The sequence below is a fragment of the Mesorhizobium sp. B1-1-1 genome, from assembly GCF_006442955.1.
Taxonomy (GTDB): domain Bacteria; phylum Pseudomonadota; class Alphaproteobacteria; order Rhizobiales; family Rhizobiaceae; genus Mesorhizobium.
This window is the reverse complement of sequence record NZ_VFWW01000004.1, coordinates 105,452-120,215: the sequence shown is the minus strand read 5'-3', so window position 1 is coordinate 120,215 and position 14,764 is coordinate 105,452. Positions and strand designations below refer to the sequence as shown.

15 protein-coding genes are annotated in these 14,764 nt (G+C 63.4%); 11 read left to right on the top strand and 4 right to left on the bottom strand.

Annotation, left to right across the window (positions count from 1 at the left end; all coding sequences use genetic code 11):
* The first annotated feature begins 110 nt into the window (after positions 1-110).
* Positions 111-755: a helix-turn-helix transcriptional regulator gene (locus FJ986_RS08905; protein WP_140674021.1), complete on the top strand. Its 645-nt coding sequence runs from the start codon at positions 111-113 to the stop codon at positions 753-755.
* Positions 756-766: 11 nt separating this feature from the next.
* On the top strand, positions 767-1,618 hold the full coding sequence (locus tag FJ986_RS08900) for a thermonuclease family protein (RefSeq protein ID WP_348640444.1): 852 nt from the start codon (positions 767-769) through the stop codon (positions 1,616-1,618).
* Here FJ986_RS08900 and FJ986_RS08895 read toward each other — a convergent pair.
* Positions 1,584-3,230, bottom strand: a complete 1,647-nt coding sequence (locus FJ986_RS08895; protein WP_140523947.1) for a lysine--tRNA ligase — start codon at positions 3,228-3,230, stop codon at positions 1,584-1,586. The two genes, FJ986_RS08900 and FJ986_RS08895, sit on opposite strands and share 35 nt — an antisense overlap.
* Positions 3,231-3,389: 159 nt before the next feature.
* Here FJ986_RS08895 and FJ986_RS08890 point away from each other — a divergent pair, with 159 nt between their 5' ends.
* The gene (locus tag FJ986_RS08890; RefSeq protein ID WP_140496659.1) at positions 3,390-3,797 is read left to right on the top strand and encodes a tellurite resistance TerB family protein; all 408 of its coding nucleotides are present in this window, start codon (positions 3,390-3,392) and stop codon (positions 3,795-3,797) included.
* Positions 3,798-3,865: 68 nt separating this feature from the next.
* Here the strand turns inward: FJ986_RS08890 and FJ986_RS08885 are convergent, their stop codons facing one another.
* Positions 3,866-4,717, bottom strand: a complete 852-nt coding sequence (locus tag FJ986_RS08885; RefSeq protein WP_140560868.1) for a transporter substrate-binding domain-containing protein — start codon at positions 4,715-4,717, stop codon at positions 3,866-3,868.
* 60 nt (positions 4,718-4,777) lie between these two features.
* Between FJ986_RS08885 and FJ986_RS08880 the strand changes: the two genes are divergently transcribed.
* The 3 genes from FJ986_RS08880 (at position 4,778) to FJ986_RS08870 (ending at position 7,203) form a co-directional block, all read left to right on the top strand.
* On the top strand, positions 4,778-5,704 hold the full coding sequence (locus FJ986_RS08880) for a LuxR family transcriptional regulator (RefSeq protein ID WP_224647240.1): 927 nt from the start codon (positions 4,778-4,780) through the stop codon (positions 5,702-5,704).
* Between the two features lie 96 nt (positions 5,705-5,800).
* A complete protein-coding gene (locus FJ986_RS08875; protein WP_140496654.1) occupies positions 5,801-6,439 on the top strand; it encodes an acyl-homoserine-lactone synthase in 639 nt (212 codons plus the stop codon).
* A 14-nt stretch (positions 6,440-6,453) separates the two neighbouring features.
* Positions 6,454-7,203, top strand: coding sequence for an enoyl-CoA hydratase-related protein (locus FJ986_RS08870; RefSeq protein ID WP_140496652.1), 750 nt, complete (start codon positions 6,454-6,456; stop codon positions 7,201-7,203).
* A gap of 56 nt (positions 7,204-7,259) precedes the next feature.
* Here the strand turns inward: FJ986_RS08870 and ppk2 are convergent, their stop codons facing one another.
* Positions 7,260-8,168, bottom strand: a complete 909-nt coding sequence (gene ppk2 / locus FJ986_RS08865) for a polyphosphate kinase 2 (protein ID WP_140496649.1) — start codon at positions 8,166-8,168, stop codon at positions 7,260-7,262.
* A 194-nt stretch (positions 8,169-8,362) separates the two neighbouring features.
* Here ppk2 and FJ986_RS08860 point away from each other — a divergent pair, with 194 nt between their 5' ends.
* The 3 genes from FJ986_RS08860 to FJ986_RS08850 all read left to right on the top strand — a co-directional run bounded on the left by FJ986_RS08860 (position 8,363) and on the right by FJ986_RS08850 (position 11,570).
* Complete coding sequence (locus FJ986_RS08860) at positions 8,363-9,628, top strand: ATP-binding protein (protein ID WP_140557631.1); 1,266 nt, start codon at positions 8,363-8,365, stop codon at positions 9,626-9,628.
* 112 nt (positions 9,629-9,740) lie between these two features.
* On the top strand, positions 9,741-10,466 hold the full coding sequence (gene phoU, locus FJ986_RS08855) for a phosphate signaling complex protein PhoU (protein WP_140496645.1): 726 nt from the start codon (positions 9,741-9,743) through the stop codon (positions 10,464-10,466).
* A gap of 96 nt (positions 10,467-10,562) precedes the next feature.
* Complete coding sequence (locus FJ986_RS08850; protein WP_140496643.1) at positions 10,563-11,570, top strand: magnesium and cobalt transport protein CorA; 1,008 nt, start codon at positions 10,563-10,565, stop codon at positions 11,568-11,570.
* Between the two features lie 111 nt (positions 11,571-11,681).
* On the opposite strand, the gene FJ986_RS08845 is transcribed toward FJ986_RS08850, so the two are convergent.
* Positions 11,682-12,200 (bottom strand): GcrA family cell cycle regulator, encoded by a 519-nt coding sequence (locus FJ986_RS08845; RefSeq protein ID WP_140496642.1) that lies wholly within the window; start codon positions 12,198-12,200, stop codon positions 11,682-11,684.
* A 355-nt stretch (positions 12,201-12,555) separates the two neighbouring features.
* On the opposite strand from FJ986_RS08845, the gene FJ986_RS08840 reads away from it, so the two are divergent.
* Both FJ986_RS08840 and argF read left to right on the top strand, forming a co-directional pair.
* Complete coding sequence (locus FJ986_RS08840; RefSeq protein WP_140523959.1) at positions 12,556-13,755, top strand: aspartate aminotransferase family protein; 1,200 nt, start codon at positions 12,556-12,558, stop codon at positions 13,753-13,755.
* 15 nt (positions 13,756-13,770) lie between these two features.
* The gene (gene argF / locus FJ986_RS08835) at positions 13,771-14,682 is read left to right on the top strand and encodes an ornithine carbamoyltransferase (protein ID WP_140550033.1); all 912 of its coding nucleotides are present in this window, start codon (positions 13,771-13,773) and stop codon (positions 14,680-14,682) included.
* The last annotated feature ends 82 nt before the right edge of the window (positions 14,683-14,764 follow it).

Genomic DNA, 14,764 nt, shown 5'->3' with positions numbered 1-14,764 from the left:
ATTGGCGCGGCCAGCAGGAAGATGTAGTGCCATGGCACAGCCGGTGGACAAACCTTCATTCGAAGACTAGAAAGGAAAGGCATTTTTTCCTTTTTGCAAGGAGAGCGGAATTGCTCTCGCATGACCGTGTTTGGGCCGCCATCGACGCTCTGGCCGAGCGGTATTCGCTCTCGGCTTCCGGCTTGGCGAAGCGGGCCGGCCTTGATTCGACTGCCTTCAACAAGTCGAAGCGACTGTCGTCGGACGGCAGGCCACGCTGGCCCTCGACCGAATCGCTGGCCAAGATCATCGAGGCGACGGGCGCTTCGCTCGACGAATTCACCGAGCTGATTGAAGGTCGGGCCGGCCACGGCGCGATGCCCGCCCGCGGGCGTGCCGTTCCGCTGCTCGGCTTTGCCCAGGCCGGCGCCGGCGGGTTTTTCGACGATGCCGGCTTCCCGGCCGGTCAAGGCTGGGATCTGGTGGAACTGCCGGCGCAATCGACCGAGAGTTCCTATGCGCTTCAGGTGCAAGGCGATTCAATGCTGCCGCTCTACCGCAATGGCGACGTGCTCATCGTCGAGCCGGCAGCCCTCATCCGCAAGGGCGATCGCGTCGTCGTCAAGACGACGGGCGGCGAGGTGATGGCCAAGGTGCTCGATCGCCAGACCGCCAGGTCGATCGCACTGGTTTCGCTCAATCCCGATCATCCGGACCGCGACATTCCCATGCGCGAGGTTGAATGGGTGGCGCGGATCGTCTGGGCAAGCCAATAGGGTGCGGGCTGGTGCGGCTTCCTCATCTTGTCCTTGCGGTTCTGATGGTCCCTGGAATGGCCGCGCTGGTAGTCGCCGGCGGCCGCGCGCTGAAGAGCGGCGAAGCTGCCGTCGCGGTGGAACAGATCGATCCGAGCGCCGATACGGTCTCTCAGCCAGGCACCGACGGTGTGCCGGAGGAGCCGGCCACATCGGCCATTGCCGCTCCGCCGCCCCTCGCCGCTAGCCCGCACTCGCGTGCGATCGATCCCCAAGTCGTGGCGCCGCCGGAGCTTCCCAGCAAGGAGCTGGAGCGGGTGGAGCCGCGCGCGCCGTTGAGCAAGCTGGCGCTGGCCATGCCGCCCAAGCCGAAAATGCCGGACGACTGGAAAGGGACGAAGCTGTTCCAGCCGGTCGCGCCCGCCGCCGGACTGATCGAGGCGAAGGGCTATTCTGTCGCGGTTTCCGGCGTCGACATTGTCGGGCAGGACGAGACCTGCACCTCGGACGGTAAATCCTGGCCCTGCGGCGTCCGCGCGCGCACGGCGTTCCGCGCCTTCCTGCGCGGCCGGGCGGTGGTCTGCGCCGTGCCGCCGGAAGGCGGCCGCGACCTGATCGCCGCCGACTGCCGGATCGGCAAGCAGGATGTCGGCCGATGGCTGGTCGAGAACGGCTGGGCGCGCGCCGCCAAAGGCGGCCCTTACGTCGAAGTCGGGGAAAAAGCGCGCAGCGAAAGGAAAGGCATTTTCGGATCGGCGCCAAGCCTTTCAGGCGTGCCTTCGATGCCGGCCGCGCGCGCCCCGGCGCCGCAAGCGCCGGGCTCGATCTTGGAAGAGGTCGGCGGCATTCTCAAGCCAGCTGACCAGCCAACGCCTTCTGAATGAGCCCGCGCGTCTCGGCGATGCCGTAGAGTGCCGCGAACGAGCCGAAGCGCGGTCCGCGCTCCTGCCCGATCAGCACCTGGTAGATCATCTGGAAGAAGGCGCCCGAAACGCCCGGACCACCTTCGGGGCTCTTCTTGGAATGATCCTGATAGCGTTCCACCTTGCGGGCGACGTTGAGCGCGGCGTTCTGGATCGCCTCGCCGTCCGAGCCCGCCGGCAGGGCGCCGAGCGCCTGATCCAACGCTTCCAGCGCCTCCCGCTCGACGTCGTCGGGCGCGCGGAAGGTCTTCGTCGGTTTCACGAAATCGTCGAAATAGCGGATCGCATAACCCGTCAGCCTGTCGAGCTCAGGGTGGGTCGCCGGCGTCACGCCCCGCACATGGCGCGAGATGAAGCCCCACAGCACGTCCTTATTCTGCGCATTGGAGGCGCTGACCAGGTTGAGCAGCAGCGAGAACGGCACGGGCATGTCGATGGCGGGCGGATTGCCGTCGTGCATGTGCCAGACCGGGTTGCCCAGCCGTTCCTTCCAGTCCTGCCTCCGATAGGCTGCAAGGAAGGTGTAATATTCGTCCACGGCCCGCGGGATGACGTCGAAATAGAGCTTCTTGGCCTGTCGCGGCCGCTGGTACATATAGAGTCCCAGGCTCTCCGTCGGCGCGTAAGTCAGCCATTCGTCGATGGTCAGCCCATTGCCCTTGGATTTGGAGATCTTCTGGCCGTTCTCGTCCAGGAACAGCTCGTAGACGAAATGCTCCGGCGCGTGCCCGCCAAGGATGTTGCAGATGCGGTCGTAGACCACTGCATTGGTCTGATGGTCCTTGCCGAACATCTCGAAATCGACCCCGAGGGCCGCCCAGCGCATGCCGAAATCGGGCTTCCACTGAAGCTTAACCTTGCCGCCGGTAACTGGCAGCGTGGTCTCGGTACCGTCATCGTCGAAGGTGATGGTGCCCGCCCTGGCATCGACATGCTTCATGGGAACGTAGAGCACGCGGCCGCTCTTCGGCGAGATCGGCAGGAACGGACTGTAGGTCGCCTGCCGCTCCTCGCCCAGCGTCGGCAGCATCACCGCCATGATCTGGTCGTAGCGTTCGGCCGCGCGCAACAGCATCGCGTCGAAGCGGCCGGTCTTGTAGTACTGCGTCGCGCTGGCGAACTCGTAGTCGAAGCCGAACGTGTCGAGGAAGCGGCAGAGCATCGCGTTGTTGTGGTCGGCGAAACTCGCATAATCCCCGCCGAAAGGGTTGGGTACCGAAGACAGCGGCTTGTGCAGGTGCGGCTCCAGCGCCGCGCGATCCGGCACGCTGTCGGGTATCTTGCGCATCCCGTCCATGTCGTCGGAAAAGCACAGCAGCTTGGTGGCGACCTTGTCCTGCGTGATGACGCGGAAGGCATGCCGCACCATCGACGTGCGCGCCACCTCGCCGAACGTGCCGATATGCGGCAGGCCGGACGGGCCATATCCGGTTTCGAACAGCACCGTTTGCGGGAGTTCGCGGCCCTTGTAGCGCTCAATGATCTTGCGAGCTTCCTCGAACGGCCACGCCTTGCTTTCGGCCGCCGCCGTCAGCACTTCGGGATTGAGATCGATGATGTTTGATCCCGCCATGTCACTGTTTTCCAAATTAGACGCCGGCAAAGCCGCAAGTGAGGATTTTCAACCGGTCTCTATGCGCGCCTGACCGGAGCGTCAACGAGCGCGGCGCTTTTTCCTTGCAGCGCAGGGAACGCGTTCCTACCTTCGCAGCCCGTATCGAGGAGTTGTTGAATGCCGACCCCGCATGAAGCGCTGATCTACCTGATGGTCATCACCTCCGCCTCCGACCGCGACATGACGGATGTCGAGCTGGCGCGGATCGGCGAGGTCGTCCGCTCATGGCCGGTGTTCGAGGATTTCGACCACGACCGCCTGGTTGGCGTCGCCCAGGCCTGCCAGAAGAAGCTGCATGAAAAGGGCGGGCTGGAGGGTGTCCTGGCAAGCGTGGCCGAGGCCCTGCCGGAGCGCCTGCGCGACACCGCCTATGCGGCCGCCTTCGAGGTCGCGGCCGTCGATCTCGAAATGCGGATGGAGGAGGTGCGGGTGCTCCAACTCATTCGCCTCAAGCTCGATCTCGACACGCTGACCGTCGCGGCGATCGCCCGTGCGGCCAAGGCGCGCCTGCGCACGCTGACCTGAGCGGCGACACTCAACCCGACCGGAAGAAACTGACCGGGACCGGATCAGAAAAAGCTGACCGGACCGGATCAGAAGAAACTGACCGGGAAATAGCGCAGGTAGAACTCGGCGAACGTGCCTTTCAGCGAAATCTCCTGCAGCGCGTAGTCGAGAGCGGCGGCCAGCGCCGGGTCATCGGATCGGGCGGCGATGGCCATGCCCGAACCCAGATATTCCGGCGCCAGATAAGGTCCGCCGGCAAAGCGGCAGCAGCCGGCCGCATCCGAACCGCCCAGCCAAAAGGCGAAACGCATGCCATCGCCGAAGGCGGCATCGATCTTGCCGGCCTTGAGGTTGGCGTAGAGGTCTTCCGGCCTGTCGAAGGTGACGACCTGAACGGTGTTGAAATAATCGCGCAGCATGCGCTCATGCGCCGAGCCTGATATCACGCCGACACGCTTGCCGCGCAGCTTGGCGAACAGCGGCTCGGTCAGCGCCTCGCCCTTCGGCATGATGAAGCGCGCCGGAAATTGCAGGTAGGAGCGCGAGAAGGCGTATGTCTGGCGTGACTGCGGCGTCGCGGCGATGCCGGCAATGATCGCTTCGCCTTCGCCTTTCTCAAGCGCTCCTTCGAGCTCGGTCCAGGGCAATGCCTGGATCTGACATTTGTCGACGATGCCGAGCTCGGCGCAGATGGCGCGCGCCAGGTCGATGTGGAAACCGGACAGCTTTCCCGCGGCGTCCAGGAAGTTGAAGGGCGGGAAATCGGTTGTGGTCAGGAACCGCAGCCGCGGCAGTGCGGAGAGCTCCGGTTTCGGTAGCCGCTCCTTGGCATCCCACAGCACCGGCACCTGCGGCTCGGCCGCGCGCGCGCGCTCACCCAACGCCAGCGACGCGATCAGCATCGACGCAAGGACGAGAGACCTCCGCTGGAACGCCATGATAAACTTCCACCGCACCTGTGTTCGCATCGGTTCTGGTACGAAAATAGTACAGGCACAATGCTTTTTGATTTCAACGCGTCGATTTCAGGATATGCTTTAGCAGGTTTGCAAACAGCGGTGGCTGCCCGGGTGGGGACCAGGGTCGAGAACCACAACCACAAGGCAACGCTTTGCAATCCCTGGTCGGTGGCGAAGTGCCAACAAGGCACGGATCATCGATTTCAACGAGGCAACATGGGGTTTGATGTTGCGATGGGTCAGTTCGATCGCACGCTGGAATACATAGATCACCTGCAGCAAGCCGGAACGGCGGCTGCGGTTTGCGAGAGGCTGTTGGGCATAACGTCGGATTTTGGCCTGACCGCTCTGATGGCGGGCACCGTACCGCAACCGGGCACGCCGACCGGCCAGCAAAAGCAGCATGTGCTGCTTTGCGACTGGCCTGTCGAATGGTTGGAGCGCTACGTGGCGCGCAACTATGTCGATCACGACCCGATCGTCAGCCACATGAAACAGTTGCAGGCGCCGTTCCAGTGGCGGGAAGCGGCCCAGGGCGTTAGCATCGACAGAAGCAGCGGCGAAGTGATGGGCGACGCCGTCGTGTTCAAGCTGCGCGACGGGCTGGCATTCCCGCTGATCACGCTCGACGGCCAGATCGTCATGGTGTCACTGGGCGGCGAGGCCGTGGAACTGTCCGCCGCCGAGTTCGGCCTGGTGTCGCTGGTGTCGACCTATGCGGTGGGTCGCGCCATGCAGCTTCACACGAAGGCCAGCAAGACCATCGATAATGTCGAGCTGACGCCGCGCGAACGCGAATGCCTGCAATGGGCCGCCGTCGGCAAGTCCGAATGGGAGATTTCGCAAATCCTCGGCATCTCCGAACACACGTCGGAGAAACACCTCCTTAACGCCAAAAGCAAACTCGGTGCCGTCAACCGCGTACAGGCAGTCGCTGAAGCGATAAGGCGCGGCTATATTAGTTAGGTCGGCCGGGTCGGCCTAGAAATTCCTGCCTACGTGATCGCGTAATTTTCTTGCGAGGGCACGGCCGTATCTTCCTCTTGAACAGGAGACGGCAAAATGATTTTTTCCCTTACAACAAAAGAACTGATGGAACATCCCGATCTGTGGGAGGCCGTGCATCGGCTGCGCTACAGGATTTTCGTCGAGGAAATGGGGTGGGAGGACCTGCGGCGCCCCGATGGCTTCGAGATCGACCAGTTCGATCATGACGAAGCGGTGCATCAGATCGTCATCAGAGGCAACGAGGTCGCGGGCTATCAGAGGATGTTGCCGACCACGCGGCCACATCTCTTGACCGAGGTGCTGGCCGATCTTTCCGTGGGAACGCCGCCGTCGGGTCCGAACATCTGGGAACTGACCCGCTATGCAGTGGCACCCGGCTTTCGCGACGGCCGCCGAGGCGTTTCGACCGTCGGTACCGAGCTCATTGCCGGCTTCGTCGAGTGGGGGCTGAAGCGCGGCGTCGACAAGGTGATCATCGAGTTCGAGCCGATGTGGGTGCTGCGCGCGCTGCAGCTGCATTTCCTGGCCACGCCGCTGGGCTATCAGCGCACCTATGGCAACCAGCAGGTCGTCGCGACGCTGCTCACCTTCAATGAGCACACGCTGGATGTGGTGCGTTCGCGCCGCAATCACCACGCTCCCGTTCTGGCCAGGGGATATCCCGATATGTTCGGGCAAAGGCGGGCGTCATGAGATCGGAAACGGCCATGAACGCGCACCCGCAACCCGAACTGCGCAACCACACGCTGATCGTCACCGTATCGTCGACCGACGGCCGGCCGGTGCTCGACAGAAGGGCCTATGAAAGCCTGGCAAGGACGTTCCACGAAGCCGCCGACAATGACGACGTTCGTGTCGTCGTGCTGCGCGGCCTGGCGGGCTGCTTCTGCCTCGGCGGCGATTTTTCCGAATTCCTCGACGCTACCAAGCACCAGAAGCTGATCGCCGCCGTCACCGACATGTTCCGCACGCTGGCGACGTTCCCCAAACCCATACTGGCCTGTGTCGACGGCGATGCGGTCGGCGTCGGCTGCACCATCCTGTTCCATTGCGACATGGTGATCGCGTCCGCCGAAAGCACGTTCCGGGTGCCGTTCGTCGATTTCGGCCTGGTGCCGGATGCCGCGACCAGCATCCTGGCGCCGCAGAAGCTCGGCTACGCCGGCGCCTTCCGCTTTTTCTGCCTCGGCGACACGCTGCGCGCCGACGACGCCAGGGCGCTCGGGCTGGTCGCCGAGATTGTCTCCGAAGGCAGCGTCGAGGAGGCAACCCTCGGCCGGGCAAGGCAGCTCGCCAGGAAGCCGGTCGCCGCGTTGCTGCAGACGCGGGGCCTGCTCAAGGGGAACCCCGCGGAACTTTGCGAACGCATCGATCAGGAGATCTCGCTGTTCCAGCAGGCGCTGCAGGACGACACCACGCTGCGGCGGCTGCAGCGGATTGCCCGGTTGGCGGCCTGAGCGTCGCGCCGAAGGCGTTGCGCCACGCGGTCCAGTGCCGCGTGGCGCAGGCACCGTCAGTCCTGTTTTGCCAGGAATGACGGCCCTTCGCCGATGATTTTCTTGTCTTCCTTGCCGATGATGTCGAGGTCGCGGCCGTCATAAGGCAGCGACAGGAGGATGCGCCGCATCACCGCCAGCCGCGCGCGGCGCTTGTCGTTGGCACGCACGATGATCCACGGAGCGAATTCCTTGTGGGTGCGCTCGAACATGGTATCGCGCGCCCTGGTGTAATCGTCCCACTTGGTAATGCCGGCAATGTCGATCGGCGAAAACTTCCAGCTCTTCAGCGGACTGTGGCGGCGATCGTGAAATCGCTCGAGCTGCGTTTCCCGGCCGATGTTCAGCCAGAATTTGAAGAAGTGGATGCCGTCATTGACGATCATCCTTTCGAAGTGCGGTGTCTCGTCGAGAAACTTCTCGTGCTGTTCTGGCGTGCAGAAGCCCATCACCGGTTCGACGCCGGCGCGGTTGTACCAGGAACGGTCGAACGTGACGAATTCGCCCGCGGTCGGGAAGTGGTCCGCATAACGCTGGTAGTACCATTGCCCCAGCTCGGTCGGCGTCGGCTTGGTCAGCGCCACGTTGCGTGCCGTGCGCGGATTGAGGTACTGGCGCAGGACGAAAATCGTGCCGCCCTTGCCGGCCGCGTCGCGGCCCTCGAACAGCGCCATCATCCGCCTGCCTGTCGACTGCAGCCACGCCTGCGCCTTGACCAGCTCGATCTGCAATGCCTCGAGCGTCTCGTCATATTCGTCGCTTTTCATCTTCTTGTCGTAGGGATAGCCGCCCGCGGTCAGCTTGCGCTCCTCGATCCAGTCCGGCAGTGCTGGATTCTCGATGTCGAACTCCCGCTCCTTGCCGTTGATCCTGAGCTTCAGCGGCCCCGGGGTCGGCGCGGCGGTGTTTTCCTTGGCTTTTTTCATCGAGACGAACCTTTCCAGCTTACGGACTCGTGCTATTGAGCCATTGCAGTGCCGCGCGCCGCTTCAGACGCAAAGGGCGCTGCACTTTTGGATTTTGCGCATGATCCTTTCCGAAAATCGATTCTGATTTTTCGGCGTCATGCGCCAGGCCGGTCCAGCGAAATTGCCGGACCGGGAGCGGGGCGCAGGCGCGAATGGCGGACCAGGGCGCAGATGAGAAGGGCGTGACGCAGGCGCTTGCCGCGCGGCTGTGGAACAGCCGATGGTTGCTGGTCGCCGGTCTTGTCGCGGTCATGGCGGTTTATGCCTTTGCGGGCATTTCCGCCTATGTGCTGCTGCCGGCGCTGGCTTTGCTGCTGGTGGCGGCGATGATACCGGCTGGAGCCACGCGCCAGCCCGGCGAAAGCGGCGCGGCGATCGAGGCCATCGGCCTGCAACGCCTGTCCGGCGAATATCTGGCGGCGGCCGTCGCCGACCCCTTGATCATCTTCGACCATGCCGCGGCCATCGTTCATGCCAACGCCGCCGCCTTCGCCGCCTTCGGCGGCATCGCGCCTGGCGTATCGTTGTCGCTGAAATTCCGGGCGCCGGAAATGCAGGCTCTTCTGGACGGCGTGCTGTCGGGCGAGGTCGCGTCGGATGTCATCGATTACACCGAGAGGCTGCCGGTCGAGCGGACTTACCGGGTCAGTGCCTCCTCCGTCGGTCACGGCACTGATCTCTACGTGATGGTGTTCAAGGACCAGAGCGAAGCGCGCCGCATCGACCGCATGCGCGCAGATTTCATCGCCAATGCCAGCCACGAATTGCGCACGCCGCTCGCCTCGATATCGGGTTTCATCGAAACGCTGCGCGGACCGGCCCGCAATGACCCGGCGGCGCGCGAGCAGTTCCTGCAGATCATGCAGAACCAGACCGGCCGCATGGCACGCCTGATCGATGACCTTTTGTCGCTGTCGCGGCTGGAGATGAAGCCCTATCTGCGGCCGGGGACCGAGGTCGACCTGCGCCAGACCGTCGACAGCGTCATCGATTCGCTGGCCCCGCTGGCGCGGGAAAACGGCGTCGTCATCGAGCGGGATTTCGCCGACGGCCCTCTCGACGTGCCGGGCGACCGCGACGAACTGTTCCAGGTCTTCGAGAACCTTCTGGAAAACGCCTGCAAATATGGGCAGTCGGGCGGCCGCGTGGTGGTGTCGATCGAGCGCGGCGACGCCGAGGGCGAAGCGGGCATCGACGTGACGATCAGGGATTTTGGCCCCGGCATTCCCGAGGAGCACATTCCGCGCATCACGGAGCGCTTCTATCGCGTCGACGTCGAGAGCAGTCGAACCCAGAAGGGCACAGGCCTTGGCCTGTCGATCGTCAAGCATATCCTGACGCGCCACAACGCCAGGCTCTCGATCAAGTCCGAAGTCGGCAAGGGCGCCGCCTTCTCGGTTCATTTGCCGGCGGCCTGAGCCGCCCTAGTTTCCAAGGTGCCATTTCTTTTTTCTGTCATCCGGTTAGCGTATCAGCGGGGATTCGAGGAAACGACTCAAAATCAGATCATCCGTGGGAAGGCATCCGGTCATGCAGTCCGTGCACATAGTCAGCGCCTATGACGAGGAGCTGAAAGATCTGTCGAAGCGCATCGCCGCCATGGGCGGACATGCCGAACGCATGGTCGAACAGGCGATCTCCGCCTTGGTCAATGCCGATCCCGGCCTTGCCCAGAAGGTGATCCGCGACGACGCCGTCCTCGACGAAGGCCAGCGCGAAATCGACGACAGGGCAATCATCATCATCGCCCGGCGCCAGCCGATGGCGACGGACTTGCGCGAGATCGTCGGCGCGATCCGCATCTCGGCCGATCTCGAGCGGGTCGGCGATCTCGGCAAGAATGTCGCCAAGCGTGTGGTGGCGGTTGCCGACGGGCGCCAGCCGACCAGCCTGTTCCGCGGCCTCGAAGCCCTGGCCGACCTGGCGTTGACCCAACTCAAGGAAGTGCTCGACGTCTACGCCTCGCGCTCGGTCGAAAGGATCGGCTTCGTACGTGACCGCGACGACCAGATCGACGCCATGTACACGTCGCTGTTTCGCGAATTGCTGACCTACATGATGGAAGATCCGCGCAACATCACGCCCTGCACGCATCTGCTGTTCTGCGCCAAGAACATCGAACGCATCGGTGACCATGCCACCAACATTGCCGAGACGATCTACTATATCGTCACCGGCGACCAGATGCCTGCCGACCGGCCGAAGGGCGACAAGACGGACAAGATCGGCCTTTCCGCAACGCAGCCGATCAAGTGAACGCACTTTCTCTCGAACGCTTGGTCGTATTGCGCTAGACTATCCCTGAGGCAAGCCTGCTGGTTCCCCGCAAAGGCAGTGCTTCGGGAGGCTGCGATGGAATATGTCCGGGACTTCAAGCCCGCGCCGCCGACATCGGCCGTCATCGCCTCCAGCGTCTACACAGCCGGGCGCCGCATCGCCGACATCCCGATCGAGGAAGCCGGCACATGGGCCAGGAAAGCGGGACACGTCGTGTGGATCGGGCTGCTTGAACCCGACCGCGAGCTTCTGCTGCGCGTGCAGGCGCAATTTCATCTGCATGAGCTCGCAATCGAGGATGCCGAGCATCCGCACCAGCGGCCGAAGATCGAGCAATATGGTGATGCGCTGTTCATCGTCGCCCGCACCGCGCAGCTGATCGAGGGCCGCGTCACCTTCGGCGAGACGCATCTGTTCGTGGGCAGCGGCTACATCGTCAGCGTCAGGCACGGCCCTTCGACATCCTATGCTGTGGTGCGCCAGCACTGGGAAAGCTGCCCGCATTCACTGGCCAAGGGCGAGGATTTCGTCCTCTATGCCATTCTCGATTTCATCGTCGACAACTACATGCCGGTGCTCGAGCAGATCGAGGATGAGGTCGAGGCGATCGAGGACCGGGTCCTGCTGAAGCCGATGACCGGCCCCGATATCGAACGCCTTTATATGCTGCGCCGCGATCTGTTGCGGCTGCGCAATGCCGCACTGCCGCTGGTGGAGGTCTGCCGCCGGCTGACCAGCGCCGACCTGCCGCAGATCCATTCAGCCATGCACCCGCTGTTTCGCGACGTGACCGACCATATCCGCACCGTCCAGGAAAAGATCGACAGCTTGCGCGAAGTGCTGGCCTTTGCTTTCGAGGCGAGCCTGCTGGTGGGCCAGAGCCAGGAAACGGCGATCTCCAAAAAGCTCGCCTCATGGGCGGCAATCCTGGCCGTGCCGACAGCCTTCGCGGGCATATACGGCATGAATTTCAGCGACATGCCGGAACTGAAGATGGAATACGGCTACCCGATGGTGCTGCTGGCGATCGCGCTGATCTGCAGCTTCCTCTACTGGCGGTTTCGCAAGAACGGATGGCTGTGAGAGTAGGGCAGTAGGCAGTAGGCAGTAGGCAGTAGGCAGTAGGCAGTAGGCTAAACGCTCGGGAGCGCAAATTCAAAACATACTGCCCTACTGCCCTACTGCCTTAGTCCCTTATCTATTCCGCCGCCGCTCCGCTGCCGGCTGGAACGCCACGCGGGCATGGTATTTACAATAGGGTCCGGTTTCGGCGGCTTCGTTGCCGCAGAAATTGAAGTCCTCCGACAGCGGATCGCCGTTCGGCCATTTGCAGGTGCGCTCGGTGAGTTCGGTGAGCTGGAGATGCCGCGAGATCGGCACCACCACATTCTCGACCGGCCGGATATAGTGGCGGGCCACCGGCTCGGCATCGAACTGCGCTTGCAGCGCCGTTGCTCCGATCGATGTCGTGACGTGGCGGGTCGCACTCGCGGGGCGCGACACCGATTTCTGCGCGCCCGACCCTTGCGCCGTCTTCTTCTGGCGTGCCGGCGCTGCCGTGGCGCGCCCGCGGCCCGACAATTTCAGCCGGTGCACCTTGCCGATGACGGCATTGCGGCTGACCCCTCCAAGCTGGGCAGCAATCTGGCTTGCGCTCAGACCCTCCGACCACAGTTTTCTCAAGAGTTCGACCCGCTCGTCAGTCCAATTCATGACCGCGCTCCTGCTAAGCGTACGGCAATCGGAATCCATTCCCGGCCCAGCACCACTGCTGGGGCAGACACCACATATATCTGGTGATTAGGTCCGCCGCACGAAATCTAGTTATTTCCCGACTACAACTACCTTATGCGCTGACTCGGTGACAAGAGTCCGAAGTGCAACACGAATCGGTTTTTTCGGTTTTCCCCAACTTGCCAGCTCACTTATGAGCCGGCGTCCCGTCGGGAGGCTTGCCGCGCGCCACTACGCGACGTTTTCGTTGACTTCATGGCTGAAAAACCCGATAAGCCGCAAAGGCCGCCGCTTTGGCGGCTTTTTTGATTTTCCGGTTCCGGAGACGCATATAATGAGCGGTTCGGCGCTTTTCGAGACCTTTGCTCGCGCACCCCTGGCCTTCGACCATGGGGAAGGCACCTGGCTGGTCACCGACAAGGGCGAGCGATATCTCGATTTTGCCGGCGGCATAGCCGTCAATTCGCTGGGCCACGGCCATCCGCATCTGGTTGCGGCGCTCACTGAACAGGCTGCCAAGCTCTGGCACGTCTCCAACCTCTACGAGATCCCGGGGCAGAGCCGGCTCGGCGAGCGGCTGGCCGACGCCACCTTCGCAGACAAGGTGTTCTTCACCAATTCTGGCGCCGAGGCGCTGGAATGCGCGATAAAGACGGCGCGGCGCTACCATTTCGTCAAGGGGCATCCCGAGCGCTTCCGCGTCATCACTTTCGAAGGCGCCTTCCATGGCCGCACGCTGGCGACCATCGCGGCCGGCGGCCAGTACAAATATCTCGAAGGTTTCGGCCCGAAGGTCGAGGGTTTCGACCAGGTCGGCTTCGACGATATCGACGCCGCCGAAAAGGCGATCACGCCGGAGACCGCGGCGATCCTGATCGAACCGGTGCAGGGCGAGGGCGGTATCCGCCCGGTGCCGACACAATCGCTGAAGCGGCTGCGGCAGCTCTGCGACCAGCACGGCCTGCTGTTGATCTACGATGAGGTCCAGTGCGGCATCGGCCGCACCGGCAAGCTGTTCGCGCATGAATGGTCGGGGGTCGCTCCAGACATCATGGCCATCGCCAAAGGCATTGGCGGTGGCTTCCCGATGGGCGCCTGCCTTGCCACCGACGAGGCGGCTGTCGGCATGACCGCGGGCGTCCACGGCACTACGTTCGGCGGCAACCCGCTGGCCATGGCGGTCGGCAATGCCGTGCTCGACGTGGTGCTGGAGGAGGGCTTCCTGGCGGATGTGCAGCGCAAGGCGCTGTTGTTGAAGCAAGGGCTGGCAGGGGTGGCCGACGAATTCCCCGAGGTCATCGAGGACATCAGGGGCACGGGGCTGATGCTGGGCCTCAAATGCGCCATGCCCAACGGCAAGGTGAACATGGCGCTGCGCGACCAGCATCTGCTCGCGGTTCCGGCCGGCGACAACGTCATTCGCCTGCTGCCGCCGCTCACCGTCACGGACAGCGAGATCCATGAAGCGCTGGAGCGCATTCGCGCCGGCGCCAAGGCCCTGTCCGAGGCCATCGCCGCTGAAGCCGCGAAGTAAATTCGAAAGCTCCTGATGTCACTTCGTCATTTCACCGACCTCTCCGCCGTTTCCGAAGGCGACCTGCGCTCCATGCTGACCGACGCAGTGGAGCGCAAGGCGCGCCTCAAGGCGGGCGAGCGCTCGAAACCGCTCGAAGGCAAGGTGCTGGCGATGATCTTCGACAAGCCGTCGACGCGCACGCGCGTCTCCTTCGATGTCGGCATGCGTCAGCTTGGCGGCGAGACCATCATGCTGACCGGCACCGAGATGCAGCTCGGCCGCTCCGAGACCATCGCCGACACCGCCAAGGTTCTGTCGCGCTATGTCGATGCCATCATGATCCGCACCACGTCGCATGAGCGGCTGCTGGAGCTGACCGAGAATGCGACCATCCCGGTGATCAACGGGCTCACCGACGATACCCATCCTTGCCAGCTGATGGCCGACATCATGACCTTCGAGGAGCATCGCGGTCCGGTCGCCGGCAAGACCATCGCCTGGACCGGCGACGGTAACAACGTGCTGCATTCGCTGCTGGAAGCCTCGGCGCGGTTCCGCTTCAACCTCAACGTCGCCGTGCCCGAAGGCAGCGAGCCGGCGCAGAAGCATGTCGACTGGTCAAAGGCGCATGGCGGCAAGCTCTCCTTTACCCGCTCGCCAGAGGAAGCCGTCGACCAGGCCGACTGCGTCGTCACCGACTGCTGGGTGTCGATGGGCCAGGAGCACCGCGCCCGCGGCCACAACGTGTTTTCGCCCTACCAGGTCAACGCCAAGCTGATGGCCAAGGCAAAGCCCGACGCGCTGTTCATGCACTGCCTGCCGGCGCATCGCGGCGAGGAAGTGACGGACGAGGTCATCGACGGTCCGCATTCGGTGGTCTTCGACGAGGCCGAGAACCGGCTCCACGCCCAGAAGGCCGTGCTTGCCTGGTGCCTTGGGGCCTGAAGTGGACTTGAAGTGTCTTGGCGCTTGACGTGCCGGGGAACTTGATCTCCGGAGGCGCGATGCCTATCTGCGCGGCATCACG

Excerpts from the sequence above, each read along its gene's own strand:
- FJ986_RS08880 (WP_224647240.1), top strand. The coding sequence starts at position 4,778 with ATGCTTTTTGATTTCAACGCGTCGATTTCAGGATATGCTTTAGCAGGT.
- phoU (WP_140496645.1), top strand. The coding sequence starts at position 9,741 with ATGCAGTCCGTGCACATAGTCAGCGCCTATGACGAGGAGCTGAAAGAT.
- FJ986_RS08890 (WP_140496659.1), top strand. The coding sequence starts at position 3,390 with ATGCCGACCCCGCATGAAGCGCTGATCTACCTGATGGTCATCACCTCC.
- FJ986_RS08895 (WP_140523947.1), bottom strand. The coding sequence starts at position 3,230 with ATGGCGGGATCAAACATCATCGATCTCAATCCCGAAGTGCTGACGGCG.
- FJ986_RS08845 (WP_140496642.1), bottom strand. The coding sequence starts at position 12,200 with ATGAATTGGACTGACGAGCGGGTCGAACTCTTGAGAAAACTGTGGTCG.
- FJ986_RS08870 (WP_140496652.1), top strand. The coding sequence starts at position 6,454 with ATGAACGCGCACCCGCAACCCGAACTGCGCAACCACACGCTGATCGTC.
- FJ986_RS08840 (WP_140523959.1), top strand. The coding sequence starts at position 12,556 with ATGAGCGGTTCGGCGCTTTTCGAGACCTTTGCTCGCGCACCCCTGGCC.
- FJ986_RS08875 (WP_140496654.1), top strand. The coding sequence starts at position 5,801 with ATGATTTTTTCCCTTACAACAAAAGAACTGATGGAACATCCCGATCTG.
- argF (WP_140550033.1), top strand. The coding sequence starts at position 13,771 with ATGTCACTTCGTCATTTCACCGACCTCTCCGCCGTTTCCGAAGGCGAC.
- FJ986_RS08885 (WP_140560868.1), bottom strand. The coding sequence starts at position 4,717 with ATGGCGTTCCAGCGGAGGTCTCTCGTCCTTGCGTCGATGCTGATCGCG.
- FJ986_RS08850 (WP_140496643.1), top strand. The coding sequence starts at position 10,563 with ATGGAATATGTCCGGGACTTCAAGCCCGCGCCGCCGACATCGGCCGTC.
- FJ986_RS08860 (WP_140557631.1), top strand. The coding sequence starts at position 8,363 with ATGGCGGACCAGGGCGCAGATGAGAAGGGCGTGACGCAGGCGCTTGCC.
- ppk2 (WP_140496649.1), bottom strand. The coding sequence starts at position 8,168 with ATGAAAAAAGCCAAGGAAAACACCGCCGCGCCGACCCCGGGGCCGCTG.